This window comes from Streptomyces sp. NPDC086777 (assembly GCF_040702065.1).
Classification (GTDB): domain Bacteria; phylum Actinomycetota; class Actinomycetes; order Streptomycetales; family Streptomycetaceae; genus Streptomyces.
Map to the genome: position 1 here is coordinate 84,530 of NZ_JBFBJI010000024.1, position 13,123 is coordinate 97,652.

General features: G+C 74.4%; 13 protein-coding genes. 3 read left to right on the plus strand and 10 right to left on the minus strand.

The features are described from left to right. Positions 1-49: 49 nt before the first annotated feature. Positions 50-460, minus strand: coding sequence for a rodlin (locus AB0472_RS29975; RefSeq protein WP_366360888.1), 411 nt, complete (start codon positions 458-460; stop codon positions 50-52). A gap of 155 nt (positions 461-615) precedes the next feature. Continuing rightward, entirely contained in the window at positions 616-1,029 is a 414-nt protein-coding gene (locus tag AB0472_RS29980; RefSeq protein ID WP_362582709.1) for a rodlin, read from the minus strand. 266 nt (positions 1,030-1,295) lie between these two features. Between AB0472_RS29980 and AB0472_RS29985 the strand changes: the two genes are divergently transcribed. Together AB0472_RS29985 and AB0472_RS29990 are read left to right on the plus strand one after the other, a co-directional pair. Next, positions 1,296-1,712: a rodlin gene (locus AB0472_RS29985; RefSeq protein WP_366360890.1), complete on the plus strand. Its 417-nt coding sequence runs from the start codon at positions 1,296-1,298 to the stop codon at positions 1,710-1,712. A 281-nt stretch (positions 1,713-1,993) separates the two neighbouring features. Further along, positions 1,994-2,221: a chaplin gene (locus AB0472_RS29990; protein WP_366360991.1), complete on the plus strand. Its 228-nt coding sequence runs from the start codon at positions 1,994-1,996 to the stop codon at positions 2,219-2,221. A gap of 146 nt (positions 2,222-2,367) precedes the next feature. On the opposite strand, the gene AB0472_RS29995 is transcribed toward AB0472_RS29990, so the two are convergent. Then, entirely contained in the window at positions 2,368-3,624 is a 1,257-nt protein-coding gene (locus tag AB0472_RS29995; RefSeq protein ID WP_366360993.1) for an FAD-dependent oxidoreductase, read from the minus strand. After that, positions 3,624-4,979: an ATP-grasp domain-containing protein gene (locus AB0472_RS30000; RefSeq protein ID WP_366360892.1), complete on the minus strand. Its 1,356-nt coding sequence runs from the start codon at positions 4,977-4,979 to the stop codon at positions 3,624-3,626. Before AB0472_RS30000 ends, AB0472_RS29995 begins: the two co-directional genes overlap by 1 nt. A 161-nt stretch (positions 4,980-5,140) precedes the next feature. Here AB0472_RS30000 and AB0472_RS30005 point away from each other — a divergent pair, with 161 nt between their 5' ends. After that, on the plus strand, positions 5,141-6,466 hold the full coding sequence (locus AB0472_RS30005; protein WP_366360894.1) for a glycosyl hydrolase: 1,326 nt from the start codon (positions 5,141-5,143) through the stop codon (positions 6,464-6,466). A 23-nt stretch (positions 6,467-6,489) separates the two neighbouring features. Here the strand turns inward: AB0472_RS30005 and AB0472_RS30010 are convergent, their stop codons facing one another. The 6 genes from AB0472_RS30010 to AB0472_RS30035 form a co-directional block, all read right to left on the minus strand. Beyond that, complete coding sequence (locus AB0472_RS30010) at positions 6,490-7,608, minus strand: GNAT family N-acetyltransferase (RefSeq protein ID WP_366360896.1); 1,119 nt, start codon at positions 7,606-7,608, stop codon at positions 6,490-6,492. Next, entirely contained in the window at positions 7,605-8,246 is a 642-nt protein-coding gene (locus AB0472_RS30015) for a lipopolysaccharide biosynthesis protein (RefSeq protein WP_366360898.1), read from the minus strand. The genes AB0472_RS30010 and AB0472_RS30015 overlap by 4 nt, the downstream gene beginning before the upstream one ends. Next, the gene (locus tag AB0472_RS30020) at positions 8,243-9,382 is read right to left on the minus strand and encodes a glycosyltransferase (protein ID WP_366360899.1); all 1,140 of its coding nucleotides are present in this window, start codon (positions 9,380-9,382) and stop codon (positions 8,243-8,245) included. Before AB0472_RS30020 ends, AB0472_RS30015 begins: the two co-directional genes overlap by 4 nt. Position 9,383: 1 nt before the next feature. Next, the gene (locus tag AB0472_RS30025) at positions 9,384-10,139 is read right to left on the minus strand and encodes a polysaccharide deacetylase family protein (protein ID WP_366360901.1); all 756 of its coding nucleotides are present in this window, start codon (positions 10,137-10,139) and stop codon (positions 9,384-9,386) included. Then, positions 10,123-11,718: a lipid II flippase MurJ gene (locus AB0472_RS30030; protein WP_366360903.1), complete on the minus strand. Its 1,596-nt coding sequence runs from the start codon at positions 11,716-11,718 to the stop codon at positions 10,123-10,125. Before AB0472_RS30030 ends, AB0472_RS30025 begins: the two co-directional genes overlap by 17 nt. A 92-nt stretch (positions 11,719-11,810) precedes the next feature. Beyond that, a complete protein-coding gene (locus tag AB0472_RS30035) occupies positions 11,811-13,121 on the minus strand; it encodes an O-antigen ligase family protein (RefSeq protein ID WP_366360905.1) in 1,311 nt (436 codons plus the stop codon). Positions 13,122-13,123: the final 2 nt, after the last annotated feature.

Here is a 13,123-nt window from a genome sequence, read left to right on the forward strand (position 1 = left end):
CGCAGTGTCTCGGGAGAACCGGTGGCCCGCCGCCCGCGGCGTCCGAGGACTACTGGTTCGCGGTGCCGTTCGCCGACAGCGCGGAGATGTCGTCCAGGATGTGCGACAGCGGCTCGTCGCCCTTGGCCTGGGTGGAGTTCTCCACGCACTGCTGGTTCTGCGGCGCGGACAGGATCGGCACGTCCTGGGCGACGCCCACGGCGACCGCACCGACGAGACCCTGCAGGTTCGCCTTGAGCGGAAGGCCGACGCACGGCTTGTTCAGCGATCCCTGGACCAGCGAGAGCTGCGGGCTCATGTCGCCGAACGTGGCCGAGTTGCCGAACTCGGACTTGGCATCGTTGCCGCTGGCCGAGGTGGTGCCGTTGTCGTTACCGGTGGCCAGGGCCTGGGGAGCGGCCGTGGCAGCGAAACCGGCGACGGTGACGGCGACAGCCGCGGTTGCCCACAGCTTCTTCATGTTTGTTCCCTTTCGAAAGGCGGACTCCGGGGAGGAGCTGCGTGATCGTCAACTTACCCGGATTCGCCAAGGTTGCGAGATATGCCCCGATTGGCGGAGCGCAGTCCGATCAGTCGACCGGCGCGCCCCGAACCGGATCCCGGAGTGCTTCCGGACTACTTGTTGCCGGTACCGTTCGCCGACAGCGCGGAGATGTCGTCCAGGATGTGCGACAGCGGCTCGTCGCCCTTGGCCTGGGTGGAGTTCTCGACGCACTGCTGGTTCTGCGGCGCGGACAGGATCGGCACGTCCTGCAGGACGCCGACGGCGCCCAGGCCGACCAGGCCCTGGAGGTTCAGCTTCGCCGGGAGGCCGATGCAGGGCTTGTTGAAGGAGCCCTGGATGAGCGCCAGCTGGGGGCTCATGTTGCCGTACGTGGCGGAGTTGCCGAACGCCTGCTGGGCACCGTTGCCGCTGGCGGAGGTGGTGCCGTGGTCGTTGCCGGTGGCCAGGGCCGGCGAGGCGGCGGCAGCGGAGGCGCCGACGACGGAGGCGGCGACTGCGGCGGCGGCCAGAACCTTCTTGATCACTTGTCAGTTCCCTTCTGAGGACACCCCGTCCACCGGAGCGCACTGGTCAACTGCGTCCGCCCGGGTTGGTTGCTCCGCTTCACTCCAACGGCCCACAGCCGGGAAATCCCCGAGGGGGGAGAGGCCCGGAGTTTTCGGGGAATTCCGCGAGACCGTCGGTCCGAACGGGTGACATGGCGCGCGGTGCCGGAACCATTCCGGATGCGGGCGGTTGATGCCGGGCAGGAACGTCCGTCTTGGCCTGAGAGCCGGGAAAGGAAAGCGAAATGCTGAAGAAGGCAATGGCCGCGGCGGCGGTCGCCGTGTCCGTCGTAGGCGTGTCGGCGGCGGCCGCCCCCCAGGCGCTTGCCACCGGGAACGACCACGGCACCACCTCCGTCAGTGGCAACGGGGCCCACGAGACGTTCGGCAACCAGGTGACCAAGGGCAAGATGAGCCCGCAGGCGACCCTGGTCCAGGGCTCGCTCAACAAGCTCTGCGTCGGCCTGCCCGCGAAGGCGAACGCCCAGGGCATCCTCGGTCTCATCGCCGCCGTCGGGGTGGCTCAGGACATCCCGGTCCTGTCCGCGCCGCAGAACCAGCAGTGCGCCGAGAACTCCACCCAGGCCAAGGGTGACGAGCCGGTGTCGCACGTCCTGGACGACATCGCGGTCCTCGCGGCCAACGGCGTCGCCAACCAGTGACCCCGGTCCTGTGAAAGCCCGCCCGGGCGGTGCGCGTTTCTGCGCCACCCGGGCGGGCTTTGTTGTGCTCCCGAAATTCCCGCCGCAAGGCGAAGCGTTTCCTCTCTCCGTGTCAATTCTGGGCGGGCGTTCGAGTGAATTGATCGACGATGCACGTTCCGTAGTTTCTTCGACCGTCTATTCCTCGTTCTACAGCCTGCCGGTCATGGTGCGAGCCGTTCATGCTGTGCTCGCTCGGTTTCGGCCGACATACGGGCATGACCGCAGAGAAGGGAAAGTTCATGAAGAAGACCGCTGCTGTGGTCGCCGGCGCGCTTCTGGCGCTGGGCGGTGCCGTCCCCGCTTTCGCCTCCGCCGGTGCGGAGGGCGCCGCCGCCAACTCCCCGGGCGTCGTCTCCGGCAACGTGATCGAGGTCCCGGTGCACGTCCCGGTCAGCGCCTGCGGCGACACCGTCGACGTCATCGGGCTGCTGAACCCGGCGTTCGCCGGCACCTGCGCCAACGGCTGACGACCTCGCACGGCGCACCAGCCCTCCCGGCTGTGGCACGGCCGGCCCCGGACCGCAGATCCTTCGCATCCGCGTTCCGGGGCCGGCCCTTGTGCTCCTCGGCCGGGAGAGCGGGGCCGGACGCCGCCAGGCCCGGCACCCGGCCGTCAGCCGCGCACCACGTCCGGCGCGGACTCCCGCCGCCCGGCCGGGACCCCCCAGCCGGCCGGCCCCGAGCGCAGCCGCCGCCGTACCCCGCGCACCAGCGTCCCGGCGGTGAAGCCGGCCCCGTGCACGAAGCGCATCGCCGGACCGAAGCCCGCGGCCGTGACCAGACCGGCCAGGAACAGCCCGGGATACGACGACTCGAAGTCCCGGCCCACCTCGGGCGCCCCGTCGGCCCCGGTCACCAGGTTCGTCCGCAGGTCCTCGGCGAGCGGCGCGAGCCGACCGCGGGTCGCCCTGAACCCCGTTGCCGCGATGACGTGTCCGGTCTCCAGGACGGCCGACCCGCCACCGCGCACCGCGGTCTCCAGGCGCACCCCGCCCGCCGTCGCGCGCGCCGCCGTCACCTCGCGGCCCAGCAGCACCTCCACCCCGGACTCCACCCGCTCCCGCACCCACCAGGCGCCGGCCGGGCCGAGGGCGGTCGCCGCGATCCGGGTCCGGGTGGGCTCCGCGAGCCGCCGGTACAGGCCGGGACGCTCGGAGTAGAACCAGTTCCGCCAGCCGGGGCCGAGCCCGCTGTGCGGGGCGCGGACCGACTGCCACCAGGGGCGCTGCCGGGGCGGCGGCACCGCGTTCCAGAACAGTTCGTCCGCGCGCACCAGCACCCGTACCCGGCTGCCCAGTTCGGCCAGGAGCGCGGCCGTCTCCAGGGCCGCCTGGCCGCCGCCGATCACCGTGACGTCCCGGCCCCGGAAGCGGCCCAGGTCGGCGTGGTGGCTGCTGTGCGTGACCAGGTCGGGGGAGAGGCCGCGCAGGGCCGCCGGGATCTCCACGAAGGGCAGCACCCCGACGGCGAGGGCGACCGTCCGGCCGCGCAGCACCTCGCCGTCCGCCGTCGTCGCCTCGAAGCCGCCGGTGCCCGGCGCCACCCGGGTGACCATGCGCTCGTCGACGGGCGGCGCGGCGTTGCGGGCGAACCACAGGCCGTACTCGGCGAACATGTCCAGCGGGATCGGCTGCCCGTGCCGGGCGGCCACCCCGCGGCCCGCGCAGTACACGTCCAGCCGCCAACGCGCCTCGGGGTCCGACAGGTTGGAGGCCGAGGGCTCGGACTTGAGGAACATCCCGCGGGGCATGTGGTCGCGCCAGGACGCCATCGGGCGGCCGAAGACCCGCACGTTCAGGCCCGCCGCGGCGGCGTGGGACGCGATGGACAGGCCGTACGGGCCCGCTCCCACCACCAGCAGGTCGTACATCAGCAACTGCTCGCTTTCTCGTCGTCGGACCGGTCGGGCCGACCGGAGAGGCTGGAGACGCCGGGTGCGGCGGGGACCCCGGCCACGCCGGGGTGTTCCTCGTCCCGGGCGGCGGGCACGAGGGGCTCCCCGGCCTGGCGGACCACGGGCGTGCGCGGGTGCGGCGCCCGGTCGGCGGTCCCGTCACGCAGCCGGTCCAGGAGCCGGCCCGCCACGTGCCGGCCCCACAGCGCCCACATCGCGACGCCCGGCCCCCGGTCGTCCGGTGCCGACCAGGCCAGCTCCCGGCCACGCGGCGCCGGGCGCAGCACGCTCAGCGGCGCGTAGTTCTCCACCACGAACTCCCGTCCGGCCAGCGGCACCCCGTCCGGCAGCGGACGGTGGGTCAGGTCCAGGTGCAGGGCGCGTACGACGTCCAGCCCGGCGCTGTCGGCGAAGAGCCGGAACTGGGCGCCCGGACGGGGGTTGAAGTCGAGGAGGTGGTAGCGGCCGGTGTCGCCGCAGCGCCGGAAGTCCAGGTCGAAGATGCCCCGGAAGCCCAGCTCGCCGGTGAGCCGCTCGGCCAGCGCCTGCACCTGCGGGTTGGGCGTCCACCGGCCGACCGCGGTCAGCCCGGCGCCGCGCGGCCAGGCCTGCTGCTTGCGGCCGGGGCCGCCCGCGCGCACCTGCCCGGTGCGGTCGGCGTAACCGTGGAAGAACCAGTCGCGGTCCCGCCCCGGCGGCAGGAACTCCTGCAGCAGCAGCCTGCTGCCCGCCTCCTCGCTGTGCAGGTACAGCTCCACCGCCTCCCGCGCCGAGCGCACCACGACCGTGCTGCGCAGCCCGGACCCGGCCGGCAGCAGCCAGGGCCGGCTCCACTTGGCGATCACCGGCAGCCCGAGCCGCCGGACCGCGGCAGCGGCCTCCTCGGTGCCGTCCGGGACCAGCGTCGTCGGGTGCGGGATCCCGGCCGCCGCGCACACCCCGGCCAGCTCGGCCTTGTCGGCGACGCGTTCGGGCAGGGTGCCGGGCTGCTGCGGGAGCAGGTAGGCGGGCACGAGGTCCGCGCGGAACCGGCCGGCCGCGACGGCGCTCGCGTCGTCCATCGGGATCAGCACCGCGGGGCGGGCGATCCGCGCCGCCACCCGGCGCAGCACGCCGACGATCTCGGCGGGCGACGCGTCCGGCGCCGGCGGCGGGTGCAGCCGCCGTACGTACCGGGACCTGCGGACCGGGCTGCCCGCGGAGTCGGCGACCACGTGGACCTCCACCCCGGCCCTGCCGAGCGAGCGCACGGCTCCCAGGGTGCCGTGGTGAAAGGGATTCCGGTCGATCCGCAGCAGAACCGCGGGAACCCGGATGTCTAGCAGCGACACGGACCTTTTCCTTTGCGTCGGTTCACCCGTGCGGTCGTCCGGGGCACCCGAAAGCCGCAGCCGCACTGGCGAAATTCATATTGATATGACTGAGTGTCAGTAATTGGCACTTTCTCAGGAGTGCTGCGAACGGACGAGCACAGGCGGAGAAAGGAGCGGGCATGACCCCACAGCGGCGAGAGCGATCGCGGTTCCGGTGGTACCGGCCGGCCGTGGCCGCGGCGGCCGTCGCCGTCGCCTCGGCGACCCTGGCGACCGGCCCGGGATTCGCCGCGGGTGCGGGGGCGGCGCGGGTCACCGGCCCACCGGCTCCGGCACCCGCGACAGCCGTCCCGGCACCCACGACGGCCGCCCCGACGCCCACGACGTCCGTCCCGGCATCGGCGGCACCCCTGCCCACCCCGACCCTGGCCGCCGACGCGCCCGCGGTCGGCGCGCCGGCCAGGGCGACGCCCCCCGCCTTCGGTGCGTTCCTCGACTCCGGCCCGCTCGGCGTCGCCCGCATGGCCCAGCTGAGCAGCTGGCTCGGCGGCACCGAACTGAAGGTCGCGCACACGTATCTGCCCGGCAACCGCTGGGCCGACATCGAGGGCGCCCCCGGCTTCCTGGACGTCTGGGCGCACTGGCGACGGGAGAAGGCCGACCGGACGCTCGTCCTGAACGTGCCCATGCAGGAGCGCAACGAGGAGGGCATCGGGGACGACGCGGTCCGCGCGCTGCTGCGGCAGGGCGCCGCCGGGGCGTTCGATCACCACTTCCGGGCCCTGGCCGAGCGGCTGGTGGACCTGCGGGTCCCGGACACGGTCATCGTGCTCGGCTGGGAGATGAACGGCACTACCTACACCCATCGTTGCGGGCCCGACCCGGAGGCCTGGAAGACGTACTGGAGACGGATCGTCACCACCATGCGCGCGGTGCCGGGCCAGAAATTCCGGTTCGACTTCACGTCGAGCCGGGGCCGCGACGCCGTTCCGTGGACGCAGTGCTATCCCGGGGACGACACGGTCGACATCATCGGTATGGATTCGTACGACCAGCCGACCGGACTCTCCTTCGACCAACAGGTGCGGGAACCCTATGGACTTCAGCAGCACGTCGATTTCGCGAAGGCCCACGGAAAGCCCATCTCCTATCCGGAATGGGGCCTTTTCCGCAACGGCGACAACGCCGAGTACATGCGGCGGATGCTGGCCTGGATGGACGAGCACAAGCCGCTGTACAACACGCTGACCGACTACTGCCCGCACGGCGTCTGGCAGTGCTCGGTCAACCCGCGCTCCGCGCACGTCTACCGCGAGGCGCTCTTCGGCCGCACCGACACCGCGACCCCGACGCCCGCCCCGACCCCGACGGCACCCGGCCCGACCCCGTCCCCGACCCCGGCCGTCACGCCGAGTGCCACGCCCACGTCCTCCTGCACGTCGATGGACCTGGGCGCCTGGATCGAGTACTGGCTCGGCGGGGAGCTCTGCTTCAGCCTCGACTGACGGACCCGTGCGCCCGGTGCCGCCTACTCCTGCCTGCGTTCCTTCCACCGCTGCCGCACCTCCCTGATCCGCTGCCGGGCGGCGGCGTCGCCGAGTGCCGCCGTCAGCAGCGGGGCGGTGCGCCGCCGGGCCAGCAGCAGCCGCTGGTTGACGACCGGCTCGGGCCGCCAGTGGTGCTTGTACGGCTCGTCACCGCGCAGCAGGCTCAGCGTGCCCCGCTCACCGGTGCGGGTGTGCTCGGTGCAGGCGTCCAGCAGCATCACCGCCACGTCCGCCTTGCGCTCCCGCAGCCGGGGATGCGCCCCGTACAGGTAGCCGCCGGCGAGACTCGGCGCCAGCAGGGTCAGGTCGACGGCGACCACCTCGTCGTCGAGCCGGAACTCGGTGACCACCGCGTCCCCGGACCGCACCATCGGCCCCACCGAGCGCACCAGATGCTCCTGGAACCGGGGCTGGAGGTGCTCGGTGGTCACCTTCCGCCCCTGCCACTGGAGCCGGTGCAGGTCGAGGAGGCGGCGCAGCGCCGCGTCCACCCCGTCGGGCGGCACGACGTCCCGGCGCACCCCCAGCGAGCCCAGCTTGCGCAGCTTGGCGCGGACCCGCTGGGCCTTGCTCGACGGCAGCCTGCCGACCAACTCGTCCATCGACACGGCCGGCAGCTCCAGGCAGACCGAGTCCGGCACCTTCCGGCACGGCCCGCGCCAGCGGTCGAAGACCCGCTCCGCCGCACCGCCCGGCCGCACCTCGCGGAAGTCGATCAGCGCCGTCCGGGCCGCCTCGGCCAGTTCCCGGGTGAGGGCGCCCGCCGCCCGGCCGTCGTCGGCGTCGGCGAGCAGCACGTCCGCGTAGTCCGAGATCGCCCCGCCGAGCGGCACCAGCGTGGGCAGCGGCCGGTGCACCAGCGTCAGCGGGGCCGCGCCGACCAGCTCACCGCCGTAGCGGACCAGGACCAGACGGAGCCGGCCGGGGGTTCCGTAGGAACGCCACCAGGAGTGCAGCCAGGCGTGGCTCTGGAACGGGGTGGCCGTGCCGCACCGCCGGTAGAGGCGGCCCCAGGCCGGGGCCAGCGCGGCGAAGGCGCCGTCGCCGGTGACGAGTTCGGTGGTGTACGCGGCGAGCGTCGGGGGGGCCGTCGTGGTCACAGCTGTCCGTGTACGTCGGCGGCGACGGCCGGACCGGGCACCGAGGCCTGCAGGGCGGTCTCCGCCACCCGGCGCCGGGGCCGGACCAGGAGCACCAGACCGCCCAGCAGCCCGCCCGCGCTCGCGCCGACCAGGCCGGTCACTTTCGAGGACGCGGAGGTCGGCGTGGTCGGCTTCGGCGCCCGGGAGAACTGCAGGAGCTCGACGTTCGTGTCGCTCTTGGTGTCGTTGGCGTGCTGGATGAGCGAGCGGGCCACCGCGTTCGCCATGTCGGTGGCCTGGAGGGCGTGCGGCGAGCTGGCCGAGACGGCGACCATCGGCGCGTCCGGCGAGGTCTCCGCCTGCACACTGCTCTGCAGCGTCTTCAGCGGCACCCCGGCCCACATCTGCGCGTCCCCGAGCACCGCGAGCTGGGTGGCGACCCGGCCGTAGGCCTGTGCGAAGCCCTGCGCGGACGCGGTGTCGGACTTGTCGGCGGTGACGGCGATGACGTAGGCGGTCGCCGTGTAGCTCGGCGGCGTCAGCACGCCGTAGGCGCCGCCCAGCAGCCCGCCGGCCAGGACCCCGGCCGCCAGCAGCGACCAGGGAGGGATGGCGCGCGGGAACGGACGGGGTGCTCGGACGGTGTTGTCGGTCATGGCGTACTGGCTCCCTGTGGTGTGGTGGCGAGTGCGGCCGCGTAGACGTCCATGAGCTGGGCGGCGCTGCGGGTGATGCTGTAGTGACGGGCGGCGTCCGGCGCGCCGCGCGGGCCGGGGCCGGCGGCGCGGGCGGCGGCCAGCGCCTCGGTGTAGGCGGCGGCACCGCCCGTGACGCGGCGCGCGCCGGGGGCGGCGGCGGGCGGCAGGTCCTCGACGGCCGGGCAGGCGCTGTAGAGCACGGGCAGCCCCGCGGCCAGCGCCTCGACGACCGCGAGCCCGAAGGCCTCCTCGGCGGAGGGCGAGGCGAACACGTCCATGGCGGCGGCGAGGGCGGGCAGGTCGGGGTCCTGGTCGTCGTCGGAGGCGTAGGGCCGCTCGCCGGCGAACAGCACCCGGCCGGCGACCCCGGCCGCCCGCGCGGTGCGGCGCAGGGCGTCCTCCTCCGGGCCGCCGCCCACCAGCAGCAGCCTGCAGTCGGCGGGGAGACCGGCGAGGGCCTCGACCAGGACGCCGAACCGCTTGCCGGGCGCGAGCCGCCCGACGGCACCGACGACCCAGGCGTCCTGCGGGATGCCCAGGCGGTCGCGGACGCGCCGGCGCCGGGCCGGGTCGAAGCGGAACCGGTCCAGGTCGATGCCGTTCGGGACGACCTCGATCCGCGGCCCCGGCACCCCCCACCGGCGCAGCCGCTCGGCGACGGTCGGCGAGACGGCCACCGTGGCCCGTCCTAGCCGCTCACCCGCCAGGTACAGCGCCCGCACCCCCGGGGTCAGTTCGCGCCCCTCCAGCTGCGAGTCGCCGAGCGAGTGCTCGGTGGCGACCACGGCCCGCACCCCCGCGAGGCGCGCCGCGATCCGGCCGTACAGGCAGGCCCGGTAGAGATGCGTGTGGACGAGGTCGTAGCGGCCCCGGCGGATCAGCCGCACCAGGCGGGGCAGCGCGCCCAGGTCCCGGTTCCCGGCCATCCCCAGGTGGACCACCCGTACCCCGTCCGCGGCCAGCCCGTCCGCGACCGGTCCCGGGTTGGTGAGCGTGACGACGTCGCAGGCGACCGGCAGGTGCCGCAGCAGCAGCCGCAGTTGCTGCTCCGCGCCGCCGGTCCCGAGGCCCGTGATGACGTGGAGGGCCTTCATGTCACAGCCCCTGGACGGGACGGCGGCGCAGCCGGTGCAGCCGGTACTTCAGGAAGAGGCGCCCGGCGTGGTCGTTCTCCCCGATGTGCACCCGGGGCAGGGCGTGCGGACCGCCCAGCGGGCCCGGGTCGATGGCGCAGCCGTAGCCGTACCCGGCGTCCCGGACGGCGTCGACGGCCCGCTGGTCGACGCTGCCGTAGGGGTAGCAGAAGCCCTCGACGGGGGACTGGACCAGCTCCTCCAGCCGCGCCCGGCTGTCGGCGGTCTCGGCCCGCAGGGTCTGCGCGTCGGCCTTCGTCAGGTCGACGTGGGTGAGCCCGTGGGAGCCGATCTCCACCCCGCTGCCGGCGGCCCGCCGGACGCCGTCCGCGGTGAGCAGCGGTTTGCGCGGGCCCAGCGGGTCCCAGGCGTTGTCGCCGCCGAACCGTCCGGGCAGCACGAAGAGGGTGGCGCCGCAGCCCCAGCGGTCCAGCAGAGGCAGGGCGTGGTCGAGGAAGTCGGCGTACCCGTCGTCGAAGGTCAGCGCCACCAGCCGGCGCCCCTCGCCGCGGGCCCGGGCGGAGAGCAGCCCGGCCACCGACACCCCGCGCAGCCCCCGCCGGCGCAGCCAGCCGAGCTGCTTCTCCAGCCGTCCGGGGGAGACGGTGACGCGGTACGGATCGTCGGAACAGTCGCCGACGGAGTGGTACATGGCGACCCAGGGGACCGGACCGGTGAGGCGTCCGGTCCTCGCGGCGGACTCAATGGAAGACGGCATGCGCGAGCCTTCGGGTGACGGTGGCTACGGAACGGAGTGCGGGTGCGACGCCCTGGGCGCCCAGGGCCCAGCCGAGCAGGACGAAGACGACGGTGACGGCCGTGGCGCCGGCGGCCAGACCGGTGAACGGGTCCGCCGGCCGCGCGGCGGCGAAGAGCCCGACGGCGGTCGCGGCGACCGCCGCCCGCACCGGCCGGCTCAGCTCGACGAGCACCCGCCGGGTACGGATCGGGACGCTGCGCGGGCCCGTCCCGGCCAGCAGCAGCACGGCGGTTGCGGTGATGCCGACGGCGTTGGCGGCCGCGATGCCGGTGACGCCGTACGGGCCGACCGTCAGGGCGCCGATCCAGGAGGTCACCACGATCCCGGCGGCCATGGCGCCCACCGGGTACCAGGAGGCGCGGCCCGCCGAGAAGTAGGAGCGGACCAGCACCCCGACCAGGGTCTGCCCGAGCAGCCCGAGCGCGTACACCCGCATCACCTCGGCCGTGGCGGCGGTGTCCACGGCGGTGAACGCGCCGCGCTGGAACAGCAGCCGGATGAGTTGCGGCGCGCAGGCCACGACCATGGCGGTGCCGAGCAGCACCACGCTCGCGGCCACCGACAGGTCCCGCTCGACCCGGCTCCGGGCCCGCTCGGTGTCGCCCTCGGCCAGCGCCCGGGCCACCACCGGGAAGGTGACCGTGCACAGCATCATCGACATCGTCATCGGGATCTGCGCGACCTTCTGCGCGTAGTTGAGGTGCGAGATGGCCCCGGAGTGCAGGTGCGAGGCGAGGAACCGCTCGATCAGCACCTGCGACTGCCGGCACAGCGCGAACAGCAGCACCGTCGCCATCAGCGCCACGTTCAGCGGCCGCTCCTCGGTGCCGGCCACGCCCTCCTCCCGCGCCTTGGGCCGGTGCCGCAGCTGCCGCAGCAGCGACGGCACCTGCAGGCCGACCATCAGGGCGCCCCCGGCCGCCACCCCGAACGCCGCCGACCGCACCCCCCAGTGGCCGCCGAGCGCGAACATCGCCGCGATGATCCCGGCGTTGTAGGCGACGTAGATCGCGGCCGGGGCGAGGAACCGCCGGTGCGCGCGCAGGGCGGCGCTGCAGTACCCGGCCAGCCCGAAGGTCAGCACGCAGGTGGCGGTGAGCCGGGTGCAGCCGACGGCAAGCCCGGGGTCCCGCAGCCCCGGCGCGAGCACCTCGACGAGCTGCGGGGCCCCGCCGATCAGCAGGGCGCCGACGCCGGCGAAGGCCAGCGCCAGCTTGGGCAGAGTCCCGGCGACCAGGGCCCGGACGGGATCGCCGGGCGCCCCCTGCGTCCGCCGGGCGAGGGCCACGCTGAACGCGGGCACGAGGGCGAACGCCAGCCCGTCCTCGATGAGCAGCGTCGCCGCGAACTCGGGCACGGTCCACGCGACCAGAAACGCGTCGGTGTCCCGCCCGGCCCCGAACAGCCGCGCCAGCGACTGGTCCCGGATCAGCCCGAGCAGCGACCCGAGCACCGAGAACGCGGCGGTGCCGAGAGCGGCCCTGGCGAGGAAACTCCGTGAGGGAGGCGCCCCGTCAGCGGGGTTGGGCTCCGACACCTGCGGCTCCGCCGCAGGGGCGCGACCAGCCGCCTCGGCCCCGCCGTCGACATCCGGAGCCTCCACCCCCGAAGCCCGGGAAGGCGTCACCGTCACCGCTCCGCAGCCTTCGCGTCCCGCTCCGCCCCCACCAACGCCCACCAGCCCACCGCCCCGAACACCACCGCCGTGAGAACCGTCGACGGCCCCCCGATGTCGGCGTACGCGAAGTCGACGAGCTGCCAGATCAGCAGCCCGCACCCCACCAGCGCGCAGTCCAGCCCGTCACCGGCCCGCACCAGCCACAGCCCCCGCAGCCCGCAGGCCAGCAGCGCCAGCCAGCTGCCCGCCAGGGCGAGCAGCCCGAGCAGCCCCTGCTCGCTGAGGACCAGCAGGTACATGTTGTGCGGCGACAGCAGCGGCTGCTTGCGGTACGCCGCCCCCGCCCCCTCCGTGTCGCTCCCGGACGACAGCGCCAGCGAGGCGTGCGAGTCCCGGTACGCGGGGAAGTTCTTCAGGCCGACCCCGGTCACCGGGTGCTCCCGCCACATCCCCGTCGCCGCCGACCAGAGCGTGTACCGGTCGACCACCGACTGGTCCGGCGCGTCCGTGACCTGCCCGATGCTGCTGAGCCGCTCCTGGAGCATCGCCGTACCCACTCCGAAGCCGCCCACCAGCACCACGCCGGCCGCGACCGCGACCGCCGCCACCTTCAGCGCCCGCCGCAGCCCGGCAAGGGCGAGCTGCACACCGCAGGTCAGGACCGTGGCGATCCAGGCGCCCCGGCTGAAGGAGACGGCCAGCGGCAGCAGCAGTCCGAGCGCGCACGCGCCCGCCGCCACCCGCTGCCGTACCGGGGAACGCCCGAGCGCGAGCCCCAGCGCGCAGACCAGACCGAACGACACCACGGTCGCCATGCCCATCACGTCCTGCGGCCCGAAGGTGCCGACCGCGCGGATCTCCTCGCCCTGGTACGACGCCCCGGTGCCGGTGACGTACTGGTGCACCCCGACCGCGCCCTGCCAGACCGCGAGCCCCACGAACGACCAGGCGAGGAGCCGGAAGTCGGCGCGGTCCCGGACCAGCAGCACGACGGCGGCGGGGACCAGGACGAACACCTGGAGGTAGCGGCCGAGGCCGGTCAGCCCGGCGCCCGGCGAGGCCGCGCCCATCGCCGCGACGGCCAGGCCCACCACCGGCGTGCCGAGCACCGCCACGGCCGTGGCGGACAGCGGGCGCCGCCGCTCCCGCAGCGTGCGCAGCGCGGCGTACAGCACCACGAGGGCGGACACCGCGTCGGCGGGTCCCGCACCGCCCTCCTCACCGCCCGGCGCGAGCGGCAGCGCGAGGACCGCGAGCACGGCGACCGCGGCCAGCACCGGCGGCAGCCGCAGCGGCCTGGCCGGTGACAGTGCGAAGCTCATCC

Excerpts from the sequence above, each read along its gene's own strand:
- AB0472_RS29990 (WP_366360991.1), top strand. The coding sequence starts at position 1,994 with ATGAAGAAGACCGCTGCTGTGGTCGCCGGCGCGCTTCTGGCGCTGGGC.
- AB0472_RS29985 (WP_366360890.1), top strand. The coding sequence starts at position 1,296 with ATGCTGAAGAAGGCAATGGCCGCGGCGGCGGTCGCCGTGTCCGTCGTA.
- AB0472_RS29995 (WP_366360993.1), bottom strand. The coding sequence starts at position 3,624 with ATGTACGACCTGCTGGTGGTGGGAGCGGGCCCGTACGGCCTGTCCATC.
- AB0472_RS30035 (WP_366360905.1), bottom strand. The coding sequence starts at position 13,121 with ATGAGCTTCGCACTGTCACCGGCCAGGCCGCTGCGGCTGCCGCCGGTG.
- AB0472_RS30005 (WP_366360894.1), top strand. The coding sequence starts at position 5,141 with ATGACCCCACAGCGGCGAGAGCGATCGCGGTTCCGGTGGTACCGGCCG.
- AB0472_RS30025 (WP_366360901.1), bottom strand. The coding sequence starts at position 10,139 with ATGCCGTCTTCCATTGAGTCCGCCGCGAGGACCGGACGCCTCACCGGT.
- AB0472_RS29975 (WP_366360888.1), bottom strand. The coding sequence starts at position 460 with ATGAAGAAGCTGTGGGCAACCGCGGCTGTCGCCGTCACCGTCGCCGGT.
- AB0472_RS30020 (WP_366360899.1), bottom strand. The coding sequence starts at position 9,382 with ATGAAGGCCCTCCACGTCATCACGGGCCTCGGGACCGGCGGCGCGGAG.
- AB0472_RS30015 (WP_366360898.1), bottom strand. The coding sequence starts at position 8,246 with ATGACCGACAACACCGTCCGAGCACCCCGTCCGTTCCCGCGCGCCATC.